This window comes from Paenibacillus ihuae, from assembly GCF_001368795.1.
GTDB lineage: Bacteria > Bacillota > Bacilli > Paenibacillales > Paenibacillaceae > Paenibacillus_AQ > Paenibacillus_AQ ihuae.
On sequence record NZ_LN831198.1, the window covers coordinates 260,278 to 280,468 of the forward strand.

Annotated in this window: 23 protein-coding genes and 1 other annotated feature; of the genes, 18 read left to right on the forward strand and 5 right to left on the reverse strand. The window is 52.2% G+C overall.

Annotated features, from left to right (window positions below):
- Window position 1 precedes the first annotated feature (1 nt).
- Entirely contained in the window at window positions 2–973 is a 972-nt protein-coding gene (gene ku / locus AQR02_RS01105) for a non-homologous end joining protein Ku (RefSeq protein WP_054939015.1), read from the reverse strand.
- Between the two features lie 164 nt (window positions 974–1,137).
- Between ku and AQR02_RS32190 the strand changes: the two genes are divergently transcribed.
- The 8 genes from AQR02_RS32190 (at window position 1,138) to AQR02_RS01145 (ending at window position 8,374) form a co-directional block, all read left to right on the forward strand.
- Complete coding sequence (locus tag AQR02_RS32190) at window positions 1,138–1,311, forward strand: hypothetical protein (protein WP_159067656.1); 174 nt, start codon at window positions 1,138–1,140, stop codon at window positions 1,309–1,311.
- Between the two features lie 253 nt (window positions 1,312–1,564).
- Complete coding sequence (locus AQR02_RS01110; RefSeq protein ID WP_054939016.1) at window positions 1,565–1,750, forward strand: H-type small acid-soluble spore protein; 186 nt, start codon at window positions 1,565–1,567, stop codon at window positions 1,748–1,750.
- Window positions 1,751–1,954: 204 nt separating this feature from the next.
- Window positions 1,955–2,968 carry a DMT family transporter gene (locus AQR02_RS01115; protein WP_425339951.1) on the forward strand — a complete coding sequence of 338 codons (1,014 nt, stop codon included), beginning with the start codon at window positions 1,955–1,957 and terminating at the stop codon, window positions 2,966–2,968.
- Between the two features lie 82 nt (window positions 2,969–3,050).
- On the forward strand, window positions 3,051–3,542 hold the full coding sequence (tsaE, locus tag AQR02_RS01120) for a tRNA (adenosine(37)-N6)-threonylcarbamoyltransferase complex ATPase subunit type 1 TsaE (RefSeq protein WP_054939018.1): 492 nt from the start codon (window positions 3,051–3,053) through the stop codon (window positions 3,540–3,542).
- Window positions 3,539–4,369 carry a tRNA (adenosine(37)-N6)-threonylcarbamoyltransferase complex dimerization subunit type 1 TsaB gene (gene tsaB, locus AQR02_RS01125; RefSeq protein ID WP_054939019.1) on the forward strand — a complete coding sequence of 277 codons (831 nt, stop codon included), beginning with the start codon at window positions 3,539–3,541 and terminating at the stop codon, window positions 4,367–4,369. The genes tsaE and tsaB overlap by 4 nt, the downstream gene beginning before the upstream one ends.
- Window positions 4,366–4,890 carry a ribosomal protein S18-alanine N-acetyltransferase gene (gene rimI / locus AQR02_RS01130; protein WP_054939020.1) on the forward strand — a complete coding sequence of 175 codons (525 nt, stop codon included), beginning with the start codon at window positions 4,366–4,368 and terminating at the stop codon, window positions 4,888–4,890. The genes tsaB and rimI overlap by 4 nt, the downstream gene beginning before the upstream one ends.
- Window positions 4,887–5,936, forward strand: a complete 1,050-nt coding sequence (tsaD, locus tag AQR02_RS01135; RefSeq protein WP_054939021.1) for a tRNA (adenosine(37)-N6)-threonylcarbamoyltransferase complex transferase subunit TsaD — start codon at window positions 4,887–4,889, stop codon at window positions 5,934–5,936. Before rimI ends, tsaD begins: the two co-directional genes overlap by 4 nt.
- Window positions 5,937–6,360: 424 nt before the next feature.
- Window positions 6,361–6,658: a binding site (T-box leader), on the forward strand.
- A gap of 147 nt (window positions 6,659–6,805) precedes the next feature.
- Window positions 6,806–8,374: a 2-isopropylmalate synthase gene (locus AQR02_RS01145; protein WP_054939023.1), complete on the forward strand. Its 1,569-nt coding sequence runs from the start codon at window positions 6,806–6,808 to the stop codon at window positions 8,372–8,374.
- 449 nt (window positions 8,375–8,823) lie between these two features.
- Here the strand turns inward: AQR02_RS01145 and AQR02_RS01150 are convergent, their stop codons facing one another.
- Complete coding sequence (locus AQR02_RS01150; protein WP_054939024.1) at window positions 8,824–10,776, reverse strand: ABC-F family ATP-binding cassette domain-containing protein; 1,953 nt, start codon at window positions 10,774–10,776, stop codon at window positions 8,824–8,826.
- A 310-nt stretch (window positions 10,777–11,086) separates the two neighbouring features.
- Here AQR02_RS01150 and AQR02_RS01155 point away from each other — a divergent pair, with 310 nt between their 5' ends.
- From AQR02_RS01155 to groL, 7 genes are all read left to right on the forward strand, one after another.
- Entirely contained in the window at window positions 11,087–11,737 is a 651-nt protein-coding gene (locus tag AQR02_RS01155; protein WP_054939025.1) for a 5-formyltetrahydrofolate cyclo-ligase, read from the forward strand.
- On the forward strand, window positions 11,718–12,191 hold the full coding sequence (gene moaC, locus AQR02_RS01160; protein WP_054939026.1) for a cyclic pyranopterin monophosphate synthase MoaC: 474 nt from the start codon (window positions 11,718–11,720) through the stop codon (window positions 12,189–12,191). Before AQR02_RS01155 ends, moaC begins: the two co-directional genes overlap by 20 nt.
- Window positions 12,192–12,262: 71 nt before the next feature.
- Entirely contained in the window at window positions 12,263–12,748 is a 486-nt protein-coding gene (locus AQR02_RS01165) for a MogA/MoaB family molybdenum cofactor biosynthesis protein (RefSeq protein WP_054939027.1), read from the forward strand.
- A gap of 132 nt (window positions 12,749–12,880) precedes the next feature.
- On the forward strand, window positions 12,881–13,120 hold the full coding sequence (gene tatA / locus AQR02_RS01170; RefSeq protein WP_082451926.1) for a twin-arginine translocase TatA/TatE family subunit: 240 nt from the start codon (window positions 12,881–12,883) through the stop codon (window positions 13,118–13,120).
- 108 nt (window positions 13,121–13,228) lie between these two features.
- Window positions 13,229–13,999 (forward strand): twin-arginine translocase subunit TatC, encoded by a 771-nt coding sequence (gene tatC, locus AQR02_RS01175; protein ID WP_054939029.1) that lies wholly within the window; start codon window positions 13,229–13,231, stop codon window positions 13,997–13,999.
- Window positions 14,000–14,359: 360 nt separating this feature from the next.
- Window positions 14,360–14,641: a co-chaperone GroES gene (groES, locus tag AQR02_RS01180; RefSeq protein WP_054939030.1), complete on the forward strand. Its 282-nt coding sequence runs from the start codon at window positions 14,360–14,362 to the stop codon at window positions 14,639–14,641.
- A 141-nt stretch (window positions 14,642–14,782) separates the two neighbouring features.
- Window positions 14,783–16,414 carry a chaperonin GroEL gene (gene groL, locus AQR02_RS01185; protein WP_054939031.1) on the forward strand — a complete coding sequence of 544 codons (1,632 nt, stop codon included), beginning with the start codon at window positions 14,783–14,785 and terminating at the stop codon, window positions 16,412–16,414.
- Window positions 16,415–16,493: 79 nt separating this feature from the next.
- Here the strand turns inward: groL and AQR02_RS01190 are convergent, their stop codons facing one another.
- The 3 genes from AQR02_RS01190 to AQR02_RS35395 all read right to left on the reverse strand — a co-directional run bounded on the left by AQR02_RS01190 (window position 16,494) and on the right by AQR02_RS35395 (window position 18,939).
- Window positions 16,494–17,711: a site-specific integrase gene (locus AQR02_RS01190; RefSeq protein WP_054939032.1), complete on the reverse strand. Its 1,218-nt coding sequence runs from the start codon at window positions 17,709–17,711 to the stop codon at window positions 16,494–16,496.
- A gap of 78 nt (window positions 17,712–17,789) precedes the next feature.
- Window positions 17,790–18,248 (reverse strand): ImmA/IrrE family metallo-endopeptidase, encoded by a 459-nt coding sequence (locus AQR02_RS01195; protein WP_054939033.1) that lies wholly within the window; start codon window positions 18,246–18,248, stop codon window positions 17,790–17,792.
- A gap of 7 nt (window positions 18,249–18,255) precedes the next feature.
- Window positions 18,256–18,939, reverse strand: coding sequence for a helix-turn-helix domain-containing protein (locus tag AQR02_RS35395; protein WP_054939034.1), 684 nt, complete (start codon window positions 18,937–18,939; stop codon window positions 18,256–18,258).
- A 269-nt stretch (window positions 18,940–19,208) separates the two neighbouring features.
- Here AQR02_RS35395 and AQR02_RS01205 point away from each other — a divergent pair, with 269 nt between their 5' ends.
- From AQR02_RS01205 to AQR02_RS01220, 3 genes are all read left to right on the forward strand, one after another.
- Entirely contained in the window at window positions 19,209–19,400 is a 192-nt protein-coding gene (locus AQR02_RS01205) for a helix-turn-helix domain-containing protein (RefSeq protein WP_054939035.1), read from the forward strand.
- 238 nt (window positions 19,401–19,638) lie between these two features.
- Window positions 19,639–19,830, forward strand: a complete 192-nt coding sequence (locus AQR02_RS01215; protein WP_054939037.1) for a hypothetical protein — start codon at window positions 19,639–19,641, stop codon at window positions 19,828–19,830.
- A 129-nt stretch (window positions 19,831–19,959) separates the two neighbouring features.
- Window positions 19,960–20,181: a hypothetical protein gene (locus AQR02_RS01220; RefSeq protein WP_054939038.1), complete on the forward strand. Its 222-nt coding sequence runs from the start codon at window positions 19,960–19,962 to the stop codon at window positions 20,179–20,181.
- Window positions 20,182–20,191: the final 10 nt, after the last annotated feature.

The window sequence follows — 20,191 nt, forward strand, 5'->3', positions numbered from 1 at the left end:
TTCAGGAAACGGTCTCTTTGCTTTTTGGGCTGCGCCGCTTCGTTTTAGGAGCTATGACCGGAATCGGCCCGGTTGCTTCGTTAACTACGGCAGTTCCCGGCGCCGCTTCAGCTGTTTTGGCTTTGGCTGTTTTTTTCTTTGCCGCGGCTGCAGTTTTTGGCTTGGTGGCTGAGCCGGCCAGAGAAGGGCCGGGATCGGCCGGGATGTGCTGGACAGCTTCGATACTGGCCTGCAGTGCAGCCATCAGGTCGATGACATTGCTCTCCTGGCGCGACGGTGCGATATGGAATTCCTCCCCGGAAACTTTATGGGAGATCAAGTCCAGCATCCGCTGACGGTAGTCGTCCGTATATTTCTCCGGCTCAAACGGTGTGGACAGCTGAGAGATCAGCAGCTTGGCCATATCCAGCTCTTTATCGCTCACCATGCCTGCTTCCGGCAATCCGGGAACCTGGGAGACCGGCCGCACCTCATCAGGATAAAAGATGGTCTCAATTGCCAGGCAGTCCTCCAGCACACGGATGGCGGCCAGGCTGCTTTTGGAGCGGATGGAAATCTTGGCAATCCCGATCTTACCTGTCTGGCGCATCGCCTCCATCAGCAGCCGGTAAGCATTGGTGCCCGCCTGGTCAGGAGACAGATAGTAGGTCTTTTGAAAATAAATCGGATCGATCTCCGTCAAATCCACAAAATCAAGGATCGTGATATTTTTGCTGCTTTCTTCGGTCAGCTGATCCAGCTCCTCTTTGTCGAACAGGACAAACTTTCCTTTTTCGTACTCGTACCCCTTGCCGATTTCCTCCCAGCCCACTTCCTTCTCACAGACCGGGCATTTGCGTACATAGGACAGCGGACTGCCGCATTCCTTGTGGATGTACCGCAGTGAGATGTCTTTATCCTCCGTGGCGGAGAACATTTTGACCGGTACATGCACAAGTCCGAAGCTGATGGCTCCTTTCCAAACGGTATGCATCGATATCGCCTCCTGATAATAAGTGCTATGGCTTAGTATGAGGCGATGCCGTATTTTCTAGCCTGATGCATTTTTTGCGAACCTTGGGAAAAAATAAAGCCAGGCCCCTGAAGGAGAGCCGCGTCAAGCGGTATGCATTACAGTGAAGAAAAGTGGAGGAACCTATGGACAGAGGACGGAATGAGTGGAGTGACGCGCTGCCTCGGCAGGATATTCCGGCAGAGGTCGTGGATTGGGCGAATATTATCGCGGATCCGGATGATGAGCTGAATATAGACGCCGCCGGGTATCTGGATGCAGATGCAACGATCGGCGAACCTGAAGCGGATGAGGACTAAGAGTGATTACAGCTGCCGGATGACGTAGTGGCTGATTGTATTTTCCGAGGTTTGAAAAGGTCCGGATAACAGTTTCAAAGAGGCTTATGCTATTACAAAACTAAGCGTAAGCTTCCGAAGCGAGTTTTGTACGAACCTGATACAGTGAAGCTTATGCTATTACAAAACTAAGCGTATGCTTTCGAAGCGAGTTTTGTACGAACCTGATACAGTGAAGCTTATGCTATTACAAAACTTTTAAGGAGACCAAAAAATGGACGTTAAGCGGGCGAAGGATATTTATGCTTCCAAGGAAATGATCTCTGTACATTTGGACGGGGAACCGGTATGGATCGAGCGTGTAGATGAAGCAAACGGCATGGCTACCGTGCAGGTGGGTTCACGTCCGACAAATACGCATACAGTGGGTGTGGAACGGCTGGAGGAACAGGGAAATTAGGCGTCTCCCTAAAGTTGTGGCTGTTTACACAGAACTAGAATTTATAACGGAATATAAGCAGAGCAGCGATCCTTCAGTTATGGGTATTCGCTGCTCTGCTTTTTTGGCATTCCCGGCTTACTGCATTTGCATGATAGCTGACACAAAGGTTGACGCTAACTGCCGCTACCGCCTATATTTGGGATGTGAATTTGATGAAAAGAGATGATTACTTTGCGTCCTATTATATTAGGCGTCTTTTCGGCGCTGTTCTTTGCAGTAACTTTTGTGCTTAACCGGCGGATGGAGCTGTCAGGGGGGAGCTGGGCATGGAGTGCCTCGCTGCGCTACTTGTTTACACTGCCGTTTCTGGTGGCGATTGTGGCCGGTCGGGGCCGGCTGAAGCCGCTGCTGTCAGCAATGAAGGAGCGCCCGGCGGCATGGCTGCTCTGGGGAACGGTCGGCTTTGGCCTGTTCTACGCTCCGATCTGCTTCGCGGCTGCATATGCTCCAGGCTGGCTGACAGCCGGAACCTGGCAGTTAACGATTATTTCCGGCTCGCTGCTCGCCCCGTTCTTCGGCCGATGGGTGAGCGGACCAGACGGGCTCCTCTATGAGCGCGGCCGAATCCCGCTTCGCGGCCTCGGATTGTCGCTGATTATTCTGGCCGGAGTAGTGCTGCTCCAGGCTGAACAGGCCCGCGAGCTGGCAGTATCTCAGGTATTGCTGGGCATCGTGCCGGTCCTGATTGCTTCCTTCGCCTATCCGCTCGGCAACCGCAAGATGATGGAGCTGTGCGGAGACCGGCTGGATGTCTTTCAGCGCATTCTTGGCATGACGCTGGCCAGTCTGCCTTTTTGGCTGGTCCTGGCGCTCGTCGGTTATGCAGATGCCGGGCTGCCTTCAGGCTCCCAAGCAGGACAATCGTTGATTGTTGCCCTCTCTTCAGGAGTAATCGCTACCGTGCTGTTCTTCCGGGCTACGGATATGGTGCGCAGCAGCATGAGCGGGCTCGCGGCAGTGGAGGCCACCCAGTCGCTTGAGGTATTATTCGCCCTGGCCGGTGAGATGCTGATTCTGTCCTCACCGCTGCCTTCACTGCTGTCCTGGATAGGTATTGCTGTAATTATCATTGGAATGGCTCTCCACAGTATGTTCTCCCAGCGCTCCCTAAGCAGGACGCCGCGGGCAAGAAGCCGTAAGCTCCCTCCGCCCGTGGCTGCGGGCAGCGAGGAGTAGAGGTTGTTGCGGTACCAGGAGCATACCGATATAATTAAAAGTATTGCGGTGTTGGTACTATTTTAAAAGGTGGAGTTGCAGCTTGGACAATAACGATGAAACGGTGTTCACTTACCGTTCGTACAGCCTCCAGGATACGGAGCTGCTGGCAGCTGCGATAGCCGCCGCAGCCACAGCCGGTATGGTGATCGGCCTCGACGGGGATCTGGGTGCGGGGAAGACGGCGTTCTCGCAAGGTTTTGCGCGCCATTTGGGCGTGCAGGGGATTGTTAACAGTCCTACTTTTACTATAATCAAAGAGTATGATGGGCGTCTGCCGCTGTATCATATGGATGTATACCGGATTTCGCTGCAGGAAGCGGACGAGCTTGGACTGGACGAATATTTCTACGGGCAGGGAGTATGCCTGGTGGAATGGAGCAGTATCATCACAGACTTGATGCCGCCGCGGCATCTGCATATATACATGGAAACAGCCGGACCGGAGGAACGTTTCATTACGGTAACCGGTACCGGGGAGCCTTATGGTGAATTGTGCCGGGCGCTGATCCAGAAGTGGGGTAAACAAGGATGATGAACGAAAATAAAGGGCCGCGCAAGCGGCTTTTGGCGCTGGATACATCAACGGCTGTCCTGGGAGTAGCTGTAACTGAAGAAGGCAAACTATTACATGAGATTAATGCATCCGGTGAGCGGAACCATTCTGTGCACCTGCTGCCGATTATTGAGCAGGCCTTGCAGGCCAGCGGTACGGATGCCTCGATGCTTGGCGGAGTGGCTGTCGGCCTGGGTCCGGGATCATACACGGGCACCCGGATTGCGGTGACTGCGGCCAAGACGCTGGCCTGGGCCTGGAAGGTGCCGGTCGTCGGAATTTCCAGCCTGCATGCCCTGGCTTGGGGCGGGTATGCTGCTATACAGAAGAAGCGTGCGGCTGAACAAGCTACACAGACGGAGGGATTTGGTCCGGACTGGATTATTCCTCTGCTCGATGCACGGCGGGGACAAGTCTACACAGGGTTATTCACATCATGCGGGCTCCGTGCTCCGCAGCGTCTCGAACCGGATGCTATCCGCCTTATGGTTGACTGGGTGATGTATTTGTCAGACAGGCTAAAACAGGCGGAGGCGGAGGGCAGTAAACCCCGCGTCGTCTGGTTTGTCGGAGAGACTGCGCTGCATGGCAGCGGGGACAGTCTTAGTCCCCTGCTGGGAGCAGCGGAAGTACATGCGGAGCCTTACGAGCTGGAAGGGCGCTGGGCAGCGCTCCTTGGTGAGGAACGCCTGCTGGAGGGCAGCAGCGGTGACGATATCCACGGGTTAATCCCGAATTATACCCAGCTTACTGAAGCGGAAGCCAATCTGCGCCGGAGCGGTGAAGGGAGCGCGAGCAAAGTATGACGGAACGTACGCGGGCGGGAGAACAGGAGAGCGGTCCTGTATTTCGCCTGATGAAGCTTGAGGATATTCCAGAGATTCTCGTGATCGAACGGGAAGCTTTTACGATGCCCTGGACGGAGGAAGCGTTCCGTAATGAGCTGACGCATAATCACTTTGCCAAATATATGGTGATGGAGCTGAACGGCCATATCATCGGCTATGCCGGGATGTGGGCGATTGTCGACGAGGCCCATGTGACGAACATTGCGCTGCTCGAAGCTTACCGGGGACGCAAATGGGGCGACCGGCTGCTGGAGGAGCTGATGAAGACGGCGAGCTTTTTGGGAATGAAGTCTATTACGCTAGAGGTACGGGTCTCGAATGAGGTAGCCCAGAATTTATACCGCAAAAAAGGTTTCCGGCCGGCCGGTACCCGCAAGGGGTATTATTCGGACAACCGTGAGGATGCGCTGATTATGTGGGCGGATCTGCCGGAGTATGGAGAGCAAGGGTTGACGGAAGGAAGCGTGGATCTAAAATGAATACTGAAACAGGCGCTATTGAGCCTGTACTTATATTGGCTATTGAGACGAGCTGTGATGAAACCTCAGTAGCAGTCATCAAAAACGGCCACGAGGTGCTGGCGAATATTATTTCCAGCCAGATTGAAACTCACCGCGCCTTCGGCGGCGTAGTGCCGGAGGTTGCCTCACGCAAGCATGTCGAGGTGATCACCCTGGTGATCGAGGAGGCGCTGGCAGCCGCGGGGGTACAGCCCGGGGAGCTTACGGCTGTTGCGGTTACGCAAGGACCGGGACTTGTCGGCGCGTTGCTGGTGGGTGTTGTTGCGGCCAAAAGCCTGGCGCTGGCCTGGGGCAAGCCGCTAATCGGCACGCATCATATTGCCGGGCACATTTATGCCAACCGGCTGGTGAAGGAGCTGCAGTACCCGTGTATGACTCTCGTTGTATCCGGGGGACATACGGAGCTGGTCAATATGGAGCGCGAAGGGGAGTTCCGGATTATCGGGCGCACCCGCGATGATGCGGTCGGCGAAGCCTACGACAAAGTCGCCCGCGCACTTGGCTTTCCGTATCCGGGCGGTCCTCATGTAGACCGTCTGGCCCGTGAAGCGGCAGAAGCGGTAGCCTTGCCGCGTGTCTGGCTGGAGCCGGATTCCTATGATTTCAGCTTCAGCGGTCTGAAGTCGGCGGTGTTGAATGTGGTGAATCAGAGCAAGATGAAGGGACTGACACCGGATGTGGCCGGCATCGCCCGCGGTTTCCAGGAATCTGTGGTCGAGGTGCTGGTGGAGAAGGCTGTCCGGGCTGTAAAAGCCTGTGAGGCTAAGCAGCTTCTGCTCTGCGGCGGGGTTGCCGCTAACAAAGGGCTGCGTGAAGCACTGGTATCCCGCTGCGAGGCGGAGGACATTGAGCTGATCATTCCACCGCCGGTGTACTGCACGGATAATGCTGCCATGATCGGTGCTGCAGCCTATGTGAAATGGCGGCACGACGGCAGCACCCCGCTGGATATGGTTGCCGATCCGGGCTTATCACTGGAAAAGTGGTCTGTGTCTGCCTATTGACATCATTTGAACGGGAAGAGTATAATCAACCCAATTAAACGATGCAAACGCGATGAAGGGAAGCAGTAGGGTTACTCCGGGATAAGAGAACTGCGGGAAGGTGCGACGCAGCCGAAGGAGACCTGAACTCGTCCGGGAGCGGAGCGGTGGAAGCGGGATGTCCTTTCTAGAGGGACATTAAACGGCATGCAGATTGTGCTGGACCTTTCGTACACCGTCTACGGGTAACCTCCGTGAGAGGGTGGTCAAGGCAGTGGAGGCGGGTGCTGAAGCAACCGCATGAACTTGCCTGACTGTTGAGTGGATATTCTGAGGGCAGCGTAATAGGGCTGAACCGGAATATCAACAAGAGTGGTACCGCGAAGGTTAACAGCCTGTCGTCTCTTGAATAGAGGCGGCAGGCTTTTTTGTGTACTTATAGGGATTACACGCAATGAACGGGAGCAGTAGATGACGAAGGTGTACAGAGAGCTGCGGGGTGGTGCGACGCAGACGCCTATGAAGCATTGAATCTCGCCCGGGAGCGGAGCGGCGGAAAATACAGATGTACGCCGCGACGGATGTCTCCGTTACCAGACACTCATCCTTGGCTGACCTGTGCCTTAAATGGACGCCCGGCCAAGGATGGGAAGGAGCTGGACGCAGCTTGCGGTTTGCTATGAATAGGAACCGGATGCGTCAAAAAGAGTGGTACCGCGGAGGGGTAACCCGCCGTCTCTTTATTGAGACGGCGGGTTTTTGCGTTCTGATAAAAGCGGTTGAGATGCTGCCGGCAGCAGTGGGCGGGAACAGCAGGGGACAAGTCGACGTGTGCCCTGCGCAACATCCAGTGAACAGTGTATGCTAACTAAACTTTAGGAGGGTTTTCCATGATTATACCGGTGAAAAAACGGATTCAAATTTTTGATACAACGCTGCGTGACGGCGAGCAGGCTCCCGGTGCTAGCCTGACGCCTGAACAAAAGATCGTACTCGCATATAAGCTGGCCGAGCTGGGTGTGGATGTGCTGGAGCCGGGCTTTCCGATTTCGAGCCCGGGGGATTTTGCCGCTGTGGAGACGATTTCCCGCAAGGTGCAGGGCGTGGAAATCTGCGGATTTGCCCGGGCAGTCCGGGGGGACATCGATGCGGCCGTCCGGGCGACCCGGGATGCAGAGCGGCGGCGGATTCACCTGTTCATCTCGTCTTCCGACATTCACCTGCGCCACCAGCTGCGTAAAAGCCGCCCTGAGGTCGTCGCAGCCGCACGTGAAATGACAGCCTATGCCCGGCAGTTCTGCGAGGTGGTGGAGTTCACTGCGATGGATGCTGCCCGGACCGGAATCGATGACCTGATCGAGATGGTTGAGGCAGTCATTGAAGAAGGGGCCAGTATCATCAACCTGCCGGATACCGTCGGCTATGCCTTGCCGCACGAATACGGGGAGATGTTCCGGCGGGTGCGGCTTGGTGCCAGAGGCGGGCAGAAGGTAAGCTACAGTGCCCATTGCCATAACGACCTGGGCCTTGCCGTAGCGAACAGCCTGGCAGCCATTGCCGGCGGGGCAACCCAAATCGAGGTTACAGTCAACGGCGTCGGCGAACGTACCGGGAACTGTGCGCTGGAAGAGCTGGTCATGGCACTGGAGACCCGGGGGGATGCCCTTGGCGCGGAAACGGGAATCGTGCTGGATAAGCTGTATGATACCTCACGGATGATCAGCGGGGCGATGCATTTCCCGATTGCCTACAACAAGCCGGTCGTCGGCAGAAATGCCTTCCAGCATGAGTCCGGCATTCATCAGGACGGCTTGCTGAAGGATCGCAGCACTTATGAGATTATGGACCCTGAGCGGCTGGGGATTCCGCGCAGCATGATCATTCTGGGCAAGCACTCCGGCAGACACGCACTCAAGGACCGCGCGGCGAAGTATGGGATTGCCCTGGATGCGGCAGAGCTGGATGCCCTCTACGAATCCTTCAAAGAGACAGCCGACCGGCAGAAAGCGGTCAGTGATGACGAGCTGCTGCGGATGGTCAGCACGGCTACCGGACAGCAGGCCCAGGTCTACGAGCTGGGCGATGTTCAGGTGCTGGCCGGCAGCGCCCCGCGGAGGGTGGCCGCAGTGACGGTCCGCCACCTGCAAAACGGCACAGAAGAAGCGTACACCAGCACCGGTAGCGGCCCTTTGGAGGCAGTCATTGCTGCAATCAGCCAGGGAATCGCCGAGCATATCAGCTTTGCGGGACTGGATCTGCATTCACTGGGCAGCGGGGAGAACGCCCAGGCTGAAGCTGCGGTTATGGTGGAATGGGAAGGCTGTAAGTTCCGGGGGACAGCGATCCATCAGGATATTGTGATGGCAGCAGGGATAGCTTATATTGCCGCCTGCAATGCGGCACTGCTCTCCGCCCGGGTGGAGCAGGTCCGGGAGGCAGTTTTTCCGGTAGTGGAATAGGCAGGGGTTACAGACCCTCATCTTGGTGCATACAAGCCAGGAAGAGGGTTTGTTTTTTACGTTGAGCCGGGCATCTGTACGGCTTCCTTCAATGAGTTGTAGGATGAAAATTAAGCACATGCGGCTTTTGTCAAGATGTGGACAACGTTATCCACATATTCTGCAATAGTTGTGTAAAAACCGTGTAAAATCAGCAATAACGCCTATTTTCTGAATCGCTGAAATGTGGAGTTTTCCTGTGTGAGGTTTTTGTGGAAACTGTGGATAATGTGGATAATTCGGTGGATAAAAAGTCCTTGACAAACAAAATAGCGATTTATCGCGTAAAAAAAGGCCCCGGAGGGCTTTTTTTACGGAGAGTTATGCACGAAAACTGTGGATGGGTATGTGGATAATTTTTTATGAACAAATCGGTAACAGTTTAAAAATATTTATTTAACCTGATTACATTATTCGTCAGCCAGCTGCTCCCATTCGTCAAACCGTTCACTGAGCTGCGTTTTTTTGTCCTTAAGGTCATTCTCATGCTCCTGAAGCGCCATGTAATCCTGATAAACCTCCGGTTTGGTCATTTCATGCTCAATTCCGGCGATCTCTTCCTCCAGGCGGGCGATGGTTTCTTCCAGCTCTGAAATCCGCCGCTGCCGGTTCCGCTCCTCCCGTTTGGCCGCTTTGTCCGCTTCATAAGAGGAGGCACTGCCTTTATCTGCTGCAGCATCAAGATCGGCATTGCGCGAGGCTTTGGCCGCCGTAAGTTCGGCTTCCTCCAGGGCGATGGCTTCCAGTTCTTTTTTCTTCTCAACATAATCATCATAGTTGCCAAGATACTGGTCGATGCCGCCGGGATGCAGCTCCAATACACGCTCAGCCATTTTGTTGAGGAAATAACGGTCATGGGAGATGAATAACAGGGTTCCTTCAAAATCGATCAGGGCGGACTCCAGCACCTCACGGCTGACCAAATCCAAATGGTTGGTAGGCTCATCGAGAATAAGCATGTTTGCGCCGCGCAGCATCAGCTTAGATAGTGCCACGCGTGCTTTTTCACCGCCGCTGAGCGCTGCGACCCGCTTCAGGACATCCTCCCCGCTGAACAGGAAGTTGCCGAGTATGGTACGGATCCGCGCCTCTTCCAGCATCGGATACTCGCTCCACAGTTCTTCCAGCACCGTATTACGCTGGTTAAGCCGTGTCTGTTCCTGATCGTAATAGGCGATCTTTACTTTGGCTCCCCAGTTTACGGTTCCCGCGGAAGGCTCCCGGGTACCGGTCATGCATTGCAGCAGTGTTGATTTGCCGATCCCGTTCGGGCCGATCAGGGCTGCTGTTTCGCCGCGCCGCAGTTCAAAGGACGCGTTACGGAAGAGTGGCGCTGCTTCTTCGCTGAACGATACGGCAACGTCACGTACCTGCAGCACCTCTTTACCGGACATGAAGTCAGGCTCGAAGGAGAAGCTGGCTTTCTTCAGGTCGCCGAGCGGCTTATCGATGCGGTCCATTTTTTCCAGTGCCTTACGCCGGCTCTGGGCACGTTTGGTTGTGGAAGCACGCACGATGTTGCGCTGCACGAAATCCTCCATCCGGGAGATCTCGTCCTGCTGCTTCTCGTACTGCTTCATGCGGATCTCATATTCCGCAGCCTTCAGCTCCATATAACGGCTATAGTTGCCTGTATACCGCCGGGACTGATGCCGCTCAATTTCAACGATCGTGGTTACCAGCCTGTCGAGGAAATACCGGTCATGGGAGACGACCAGAATTCCGCCGGCATAGCTGCGCAAATAATCCTCCAGCCATGTCAGCGTCTCGATGTCCAGGTGGTTCGTAGGCTCATCGAGCATGAGCAGATCCGGGGCCTGAAGCAGGATACGGGCCAGTGCGAGCCGTGTCTTCTGTCCGCCGCTTAAGGTGGCAATCGGCGTATCCGGTGCGAATTCTCCGAAGCCCATCCCGTGCAGCACGCTGCGGATGCGTGTGTTCATCTCATAACCGCCGTGGTCTTTGAACCAGTCCGACCGTTTAGCGTACCGTTCCAGCAAATCCTCATACCGTTTCGGGTCATCGGCAAGCTTAGGATCAGCGATACTCGCCTCCATCTGCCGCAGCTCGGCTTCCGCCTCAATCAGGGGAGCGAACACAGCGAGCATCTCCTCCTGAATCGTTTTGTCCGACTGCAGTCCGCTGTTCTGGGCCAGATAGCCGATAGTTGTTTCTTTGGATTTATGAATTTGCCCGCTGTCAAAGGACATCTCACCCGCGAGGATCTGCAGGAAGGTGGATTTGCCGGCGCCGTTAACGCCTACCAGTCCAACCCGCTCCTTCTCATTCACCTGCAGGCTGATGCCGTCCAGCACGCTTTGTATACCATATGATTTCGAAATTCCTGTCGCTTGAAGAAGCATACTGATGAAACCTCCGCCCTTGCATATTTCGCCTTGGCACTGACGCCCGGCCGTGTAACTTGCTTATTCTATAGTTTACATGAAAAGCGCCAGCGGCGCGAGGGGGCAGGAACTTTGCGGCAGGGTGCGGAAAGCTGGGAGGATAGGGGGGCGCAGCGTGTTTTTTGACAGCAGGATAGAAGGAGAACAGCTTGAATGATTCGCATAACAGAGCAAATGATACAACCTTGGCGAACCGGGGAGAAGAGTGGTAAACTGAGTTTACAAACTATGATAAGCTAGTCACATGAACAGGAGGAGGCGGCTGCAGATGACAGGCCAGGGCGCCTTGCTCGCCGAATTAAAGCGGGAACTGCGCGCGGAGAGAGCCGCTGTCCGCGACAAGCTGCCGGCAGACCAGAGAGAGGCATTATCTGTTCTGGTCTGCGGTTATGCAGCGGAGTGGCTTGCATGGGAAGGTGCAGAGACGCTGCTTGCCTACGTGCCGTTCCGTTCGGAGCTGGACACACGTCCGCTGATCGACGGTGCTTGGGCAGCGGGCCGTAAGGTGCTGCTGCCCCGTGTGATCCAATCCACAGGAAAAATGAGCCTGCATCCGGTAAACTCATGGAAAGAGCTTGCAGTTGGAGCCTATGGTATCCAAGAGCCTATTTCCGCCCCGGCTTGTGAACCCGGCGGGCAGTACCGTCCGGATGCTGTATTCGTGCCCGGACTGGCTTTTGACCGCCGCGGTGGAAGGCTCGGTTACGGACGCGGCTATTATGACCGTCTGCGGGCAGTCTGGGAAGCGGAGCTTCCGGCATCCGCAGGTGCTCCGCTGTGGATCGGTCTGGCATTCGGTCAGCAGGTGGTACCGGAGGTACCTATGGATTACCATGATGCCTATATGGACATGTTGATTACAGAAGACGGTATCATGGATTTCCGGAAGGAGAAACAGCATGGAACTAAGTCATTTTAATGAGCAGGGCCGGACACGCATGGTGGATGTCAGCGACAAGGAGATCACCAAGCGCTCAGCTGCTGCGAGAAGCAAGGTAAAGATGGACCCGGGGACGCTTGATGCCATCAAGGCCGGCAGGATCGGTAAAGGGGATGTGCTGGCTGTCGCGCAGGTCGCTGGAATCATGGCCGCCAAAAAAACAGCCGACTGGATCCCGATGTGCCATCCGCTGCCGCTGACCGGCATTGACATCCGCTTCTCGGATAACAGCAAAGATGAACTTTATATAGAAGCAACTGTCAAGACAACCGGGATGACCGGTGTGGAGATGGAGGCGCTGACGGCCGTTTCTGCGGCAGCGCTGACAGTGTACGACATGTGCAAGGCGCTGCAGAAGGACATGATTATCGGACCGACGATGCTGGTGTCAAAGAGCGGCGGGAAAAACGGGGATTATGCGCTGGAGGTTTAAACACAGCACGGCTAAAGCGCGAGAAGTCTGCAGCCGTCCATACATAGTACATAGAGAGGGAGGGACAACCTATGGCGTGGAAAACAGCAATCCTGACGGCCAGCGATAAAGGGTCCAGGGGCGAACGGGAAGACACTAGCGCCCAGGTTATTCGGGAGCTGGTGGAAGAAGAGCTTGGCGGTGAGATCATTGAGGTCAGGATCGTGCCGGACGAGCAGGATGAGATTATTGCCGCATTGATTGAGCTTACGGATTATTTTAAGGCCGACCTGGTGCTGACTACAGGAGGAACCGACCTGGCAATCCGTGATGTTACACCGGAAGCCACACGACGTGTGATTGAACGGGAGGTGCCGGGTCTTTCGGAAGCGATGCGGAGTACAGTTATGCAAAAGAACCGCGCGGTGATGCTTTTCCGCGGCATTTGCGGAATCCGCGGAAGAACGCTGATTGTCAATCTCCCGGGTACTCCGAAAGGTGTACATGAGAATCTGGCAGCGATTATGGATCAGCTGCCGGAAGCACTGCTGATGGTCACCGGCCAGTACCGTCAATAGTCTCTGCGGCCTCTGTCTGTCCCGTCCAATCTGCTGAAAAGCCGGTTGGATGTGTGACAAAAGTTATGGTATTATTAAATTAGTGTTTAAGATATCATGAACGGACAGAGTGACGAGGAGGAATAACAAATGCTGAATGGTATTGGTGCTCCCGGAATTATTTTACTGGTTATCCTGGCACTGCTGCTCTTTGGTCCGAACAAGCTTCCTGAGCTTGGGCGTGCAGTCGGACGCACCTTCCGTGAGTTCAAGGACGGGGCGCGTGAGATTATCAGCGAGCCGGAACCGGCAAAGCGCAGTGAAGCGCCTGTTCCGCCGGCCCCGCAGAAATTAGCTGCAGAACTTCCGCAGGACCGGCGTCTTCCGGAATAATACGATTTAACTACGCGGGGGCGTTCCTCTCAGGTCTGGTTAAGACTGGGCGGCGCCTCCTTTTTTTTACGGGGAATTCTACATAAGTCATTTGGGTGGTGCCATATCATGTCTCTGGAAGCGGAAGAAATGTCAGTGGTTGATCATCTTACCGAACTGCGCAGACGGATTATCTATGTGCTGATTGTGTTTGTGGCCGGTCTTATCGGCGGACTATTCGTCGCCAAACCGATTTATCTGTATCTGATCCATGCCGATCAGGCTGAGGGCTTTGTTCTGCATGCATTTTCCTTCTGGGACGGTATCGGCATGTATATGAAGATTGCCATGGCGGTCTCGCTGGCGGTCTCACTGCCGTTCATTGTCTATCAGCTGTGGGCGTTCATCAGCCCCGGGCTGCGGCCTTTGGAGCGTAGTGCGGCGCTGCGGTATGTGCCCTATGTGTTTGTGCTGTTTATACTGGGAATAGCGTTTGCCTATTACATCGTGTTTCCTATGGCTCTTTCATTCACGATCTCCATTACCCGCAGCATGGGCCTGGAGGAGACGTACGGGATTGCCGAATATTTCAGCTTCATGTTCAGCCTGTGCATTCCGCTGGCGCTGCTGTTTGAGCTGCCGCTGATTGTCATGTTCCTGACTAAGCTGAGAATTCTCAATCCGCTGCGCCTGCGCCGGATGCGGCGGTATGCCTATTTCGCGCTTGTCTTTATCGCCGTGGTAATAACGCCGCCCGATTTCATCTCGGACTTTCTTGTAACCCTTCCGCTGATCGTGCTCTATGAGTTCAGCGTATTTCTCTCAGCCTTTGTCTACCGCAAGCAGCTGGCGGAGGATGCCGGACGGGAAGCACGTTATGTTAAACAAGAGGAGCTCTGACATTGACCCTCTGGCTTTGAATCTTGAGTTTTGAAGCCGGGACGGGCATACTTTGCCTTCTGGTGGATAGAATGTAAGAGAGTGTGTGCCGGACAACCGTGCAAACCATATTTTTCCGTAAAACAATGCGATTTTACGTAAAAGGACTTGAAATCCGTCTTCAAGTTGAGTATCATAAAAATTGTTGTTAGCACTACAGATGGTTGAGTGCTAACGGAGCTGAACAATATGGGATTAGCCGGCAGAGGCCGCGCCAAGACGATATTTTCACAAGCAGCCGTATGAATCCTTTTTGATTCTCCGGCATCCCAATCTATGTTCTCAATGTAAATAACATAATTTCAAAGGAGGCTATTTTTCATGATCAAACCACTAGGTGAACGCGTATTGGTAGAACCAAGCGAGCAACAGGAAACCACTTCTTTCGGTATCGTGCTTCCGGACTCTTCCAAAGAGAAGCCGCAGGAAGGCAAAATTATTGCAGTCGGCAGCGGAGCTCTTAAAGACGGAGTGCGTGTACCGCTGGAAGTTAAAGAAGGCGACCGCGTGATCTTCTCGAAATATGCCGGAACCGAAATCAAATACGAAGGCAAAGAATATCTGATTATGAAGGAAAGCGACATTCACGCGATTCTTGACTAAGAAGAACGTTTATAAGTTTAGCCGTAACCATACTTAAGCTTCAACGCACGTAACACAAACCAGGTTTACGCTTTTCGAAGTAAGTTTGTTCGAAGTGTAGCCATGAAGTAATGCTCACAAACTTTTAGGAGGTTAACACTAATGGCAAAAGAAATTAAATTCAGTGAAGACGCCCGCCGCTCGATGCTTCGCGGGGTTGATGCTTTGGCAAACGCAGTAAAAGTTACACTGGGTCCTAAAGGCCGCAACGTGGTGCTCGAGAAGAAATTCGGCAGCCCGCTGATCACTAACGACGGTGTTACCATCGCCAAAGAAATCGAACTCGAAGATGCATTCGAGAACATGGGCGCACAGCTCGTTAAAGAAGTAGCTACTAAGACTAACGATGTAGCCGGTGACGGTACTACAACTGCAACGGTTCTGGCACAGGCCATGATCCGCGAAGGTCTGAAGAACGTAACTGCAGGCGCTAACCCAATGGTCATCCGTAAAGGGATCGACAAGGCGGTTAAAGCGGCTGTTGCTGAACTGCAAAAGATTGCTAAGCCAATCGAAGATTCCCAGGCTATCGCTCAAGTAGCAGCGATCTCCGCGGCTGACGATGAAGTGGGACAACTGATTGCAGAAGCTATGGAAAAAGTCGGCAAAGACGGTGTTATCACTGTTGAAGAATCCCGCGGATTCCTGACTGAGCTTGAAGTGGTTGAAGGTATGCAGTTTGACCGCGGCTACATTTCCCCGTACATGATTACTGACACGGACAAAATGGAAGCTGTTCTGGACAACCCGTACATCCTGATCACTGACAAGAAGATCAGCAGCACGCAGGAAATTCTTCCGCTGCTTGAGAAGATTGTACAGCAGGCCCGTCCGCTCGTGATCATCGCTGAAGATATCGAAGGCGAAGCACAAGCAATGCTGATCGTGAACAAACTGCGCGGAACCTTCAACGCTGTTGCTGTTAAAGCCCCTGGCTTTGGCGACCGCCGCGAAGCAATGCTGCAGGACATCGCTGCTCTGACAGGCGGCCAGGTGATCACTGAGAAGCTGGGTCTTGACCTGAAGAGCACTTCCATCGAACAACTGGGTAACGCCCGCCAAGTGCGCGTAACCAAAGAAAACACTACTATCGTAGACGGCAGCGGCGACAAAGCGGACATCAATGCACGCGTAAGCCAAATCCGTTCCCAGCTGGAAGAAACCACTTCCGAGTTCGACAAAGAAAAACTGCAGGAGCGTCTGGCTAAACTGGCTGGCGGCGTAGCCGTTGTCAAAGTCGGCGCAGCAACTGAAACAGAATTGAAAGAGCGCAAACTGCGCATCGAAGACGCCCTGAACGCAACCCGTGCTGCGGTTGAAGAAGGTATCGTATCCGGTGGGGGTACAGCTCTTGTGAACGTATATAACGCTGTAGCAGCTGTAGATGTAACCGGCGACGAAAGAACTGGTGTCAACATCGTGCTGCGCGCACTGGAAGAGCCGATCCGCACGATTGCTGCGAATGCTGGTGAAGAAGGTTCCGTTATCGTGGACCGCTTGAAGAAAGAAACTGTTGGTGTAGGTTACAACGCGGCAACCGGCGAATGGGTGAACATGTTCGAAGCGGGGATCGTTGACCCTGCCAAGGTAACACGTTCCGCGCTGCAAAATGCAGCTTCCGTAGCGGCAATGTTCCTGACCACCGAAGCTGTCATCGCTGACAAGCCTGAGCCTGAAAAAGGCGGCGGCATGCCGGATATGGGCGGCATGGGCGGTATGGGCGGCATGATGTAATAAGGGTGACAAACCCTTATGCATCAAGGTTTATCGGGGTGGATATGAGCGCTTGCCCATAATTTGCCCATAAAAATATTTATGAGTCGAGGCTTTCCATGAGGTTACTAAACCTCTGGGAGGCCTCTTTCTTTTTGGGCTTGGTCACATGAGTGTACACATAGCGTGTCGTATCATCGTCTCTGTGTCCGAGACGATCCATAATCTCTTGTAGCTCGGCTCCAGCTTCTGTCAGTAGGGATACGTGGGTATGCCTCAAACTGTGAGGGGTCAGAGATTCGTTTAATCCTGCAAGTTTTAATAATCTGGCCATCCGATTCTCAATTGTTTTGATGTACTCTGGGTAGCCTGCATTTTTCTTTGTTTTGGCAAACACAAAACCCTCATCGTAATATTCTGGATTTTGTGACTTTTGATGTTCTTGAAGCTGCTTGTACTCTGCGAGCTCTGTCATTAGTTTCTGATCCAGTTCAATGCGTCTTACCGCGCTCTTGGTTTTAGGCGTGAGCAAATGATAGCCGGTTATTATATTGCTCGGGTTGTAGTAGGTTTTCGTGATGTTTATCGTGTGCTGATCAAAGTTAACATCCCGCCATTTTAAGGCGCATAACTCCCCGGCTCTTATACCGCTATATGCCAGAGTCTTAAATATGAGATAGTCCCGATCCAAGCCGTAGTCTCTTGCCGTTTGAATAAATTGTGCTAACTCTTCCTTTTCAAGATATTTGACAACTACTTCTGAGCTCTCCAATTCTTCAACGGTTTTTTGCGTTTTTGGAACCTGGGCGTATTGAGTCGGATCGGTTTTAATCACATCTAGTTCAACTGCCTTCTTAAATATCATCCTGCCAGTTCGATGGATGCCATCCAGTGTATTGTCTGCAAAGGATTCCTTCAGGCTGATTAGCGCATCCTGATAACGCTGCTTTGATATGTCGCGCATTCTGAGCTTTGCGAAGTAGGGTGTTAACCTACCTACTTCGTGTTTTCTGACCCGGACAGTGCTGATCTTGACTTTCCCTGTGCTCTCATAAAGTTTAAGCCATTGCTGTGAGAACTCTTCAAAAGTAATGTTTGATTCTCTTACGTAGGTGCCTTCTTTTATTTGTGTGTATACTTTAGCCGCAGCTAACTCTGCCTCCTTTTTTGTCTTAAATCCGTGACCTTCTTCATAATCATATTTTCCGGTAACTGGATTTTTGCCGGCGCTAATCCGGAATGACCATGTCGCTCCACATGTGCACTTCTTTCGCTCAGAGGGGCAGGTGCACCCTCTTTGTCTAAATGATCCCGGCATACCAATCCCTCCTTTTTCGAAACATATGTTCTGTTGATGGGTATATGTAAACAGCCTTCCGACTGGAATTCACGAAGGTTAAATGTTAACTTCAACTACACTTAATGGGTCAAAATAAATTATATAATTATCGATTGTCGCAAGAATACCAAATCTCTCTTTGTACCGATCAACAGAAGACTGCAGAAAGTTCTCCGTAACATTTAAAAATTCGGCAATCTCATAGCGTCCTTTAGCCCCTGATTCGTGGGCTTGTACAATAATAGATAATGGAATAATCCTTTGATAGGCCCACTGTCTTGCTCTTAATTCCTGCTTGCGGTTTCGGATATCAGACTGGTCGAGAATATCTCCCGTCGTCGTCTCATAGTGACCGATTTCTTCCGCAAGGATACAGTGCTTCTCCACATCGGACAGGGACTTGTCCAGCCAAATGATCTGATCTTTATATAGGCCTTTCAACTTGCCACGTAAGGTTACTTCATATACTTCAATGCCTCTTAAATCCGCATCTCTAAGAAGAATTTGATAGCTCAATCCGGCATCACTCCTCAGTACGAGGTCCTCTCTTCATTCTTACAAATTCCTTGAATCGTTCGATTTCCTCCAGCTCTTCTTCAGTCCATTGTTCACCTTCATGGTGGGCAGCAATAGTCTCGATCTGGTCAACAGGGATGGGCGGAGGTGTTTTGCCAAATCTGATGTCAGAGTCAACTTCATTACGTAGGTTTTTCAAGCTATCCAAAACTTCTTTTGTAAGCTGCCTGTTTAATTCGGCTTTGCAGATCTCAAGGATACTATCGGGGGTACTTCTGAATTCAATTTTATACTTTTGATTCAATTTATTTAATTCGGTATCAATACGTAATTGATACTGGGGCAGAAACCTGAAATCTTTGCCCTCATGGAGATATGACATATTTCGAATCATTAAATCATGGAGCATCACAGTGTAATCTCTATTATTGTATCGATCGTCAATCAGGTTAAGTGTTTCTCTGGTATTGTCTGAGAATGAATTTGATCTTTCGCTATCATCTGAGGTAGGAAGGATGCTGTCTAACGGTACAGAGAAATAATCTGCAACCTTTTTGACTTTATCAATTGCGGGAGAGCTTCTGTCCCAGTTATAGATAGATCCTTTACTAAACCCCATTTCCTTCTCTAACTTTGGAATAGAGATCCCAATGCTATCACACAACGACTTGATATTTTCAACTAAGGTCACTCTAGGTTCCTCCCGAAACAAAATGATTTAACTGAATATTTTCGACTAAACAATTGACGATTCAAAAATATTCAGTTAATATGTATTCAACAGCTTAATTAAAGGCAAAAAAGGCAACAAAAAACCTGCGGATTACCATCCGTTATAAAAAATCGTTCCCCAACGACCCTTATTTGGTTTTGCCTTCTTTAATGATATTAGAATATTTTCGGTTAGGTGTCAACAATTAAGCTGTAAATTTTACAAACATTAGGAGGGAGGTATCCCAAATGTCGTTTTATACCGAGTTTGGAGCTGAGGCCAGAAAGATCATGTTCCAAAAAAACATAAAGATGAAAGATGTAGCCCAGGAGCTCGGAGTTTCTGTCACATACGTTTCTGAAATATTCAAAGGAACCCGTCCTGGAGAAAAACAGAAGCCGCGCATTGCTGAAATGCTCGGTTTGGAATGCGAGGTATAGGGATGTCAGTTACAGGAATACACCTTCCGCCTTATCTTACGGCTAAGCAGATTTCCGAATTCACCAGCTTGTCAAAACGAAAAGTATACGTCTTGATGAGTACGAATCCAGAAATCGGCGGCATTCCGAGTTTTAAAGTTGGCCCGAAGTCGGTGTTAGTTGACAAAGATGAATTCATAAAGTGGTGGGAGAAAACCAAACGCGAAGGGCAGACATTCCCGACGAAAGGAGCTAACCAATGAAAATCAACATCCAAGCCGAACTGGCCGCTGCTCAGAAACACCTAGAGCGCGCTATCGAGGGCATGCTGCAGCAGCGTGACATCAAGCATGTGACCGGCTTAGGCCGGGCTAAGCACACGGTGCAGGAAACACTTACTCAGATCCAGCGTGAGGAGGCCGGCCATGTTAGCCACTTCAAAGTCTGTTGAGCTCACTCGGAGACGGTTGGATCTTCGCCGCAGACGGTGGCAAATCCAGAATGGTCTCCTGATCGTCGCAGAGCCAGAAGCAGCTATCTGGTGGCTGGATAAAGAAATAGCTGAAATGGAGGCAGGTCAGTGAGTAAAGTAACCAGTCCGCTTGAAGTCATCGATTATTGCGCTAATCCGAAATGTCAGGCTGAAATCTTTTTTGGTCAAAGAGTCGTGAAGTTTGGCAAGGATCTCTACTGCGGCAATAACTGTTTGTGTGACGGTATCGGCGCTGTTGTGATCAAAGCAGATGACAACCTTGAAAGGGGTGATGCCACGTTAAACGAAAAAGACGACCTTCCGGGGTAGGAGCCGGTGG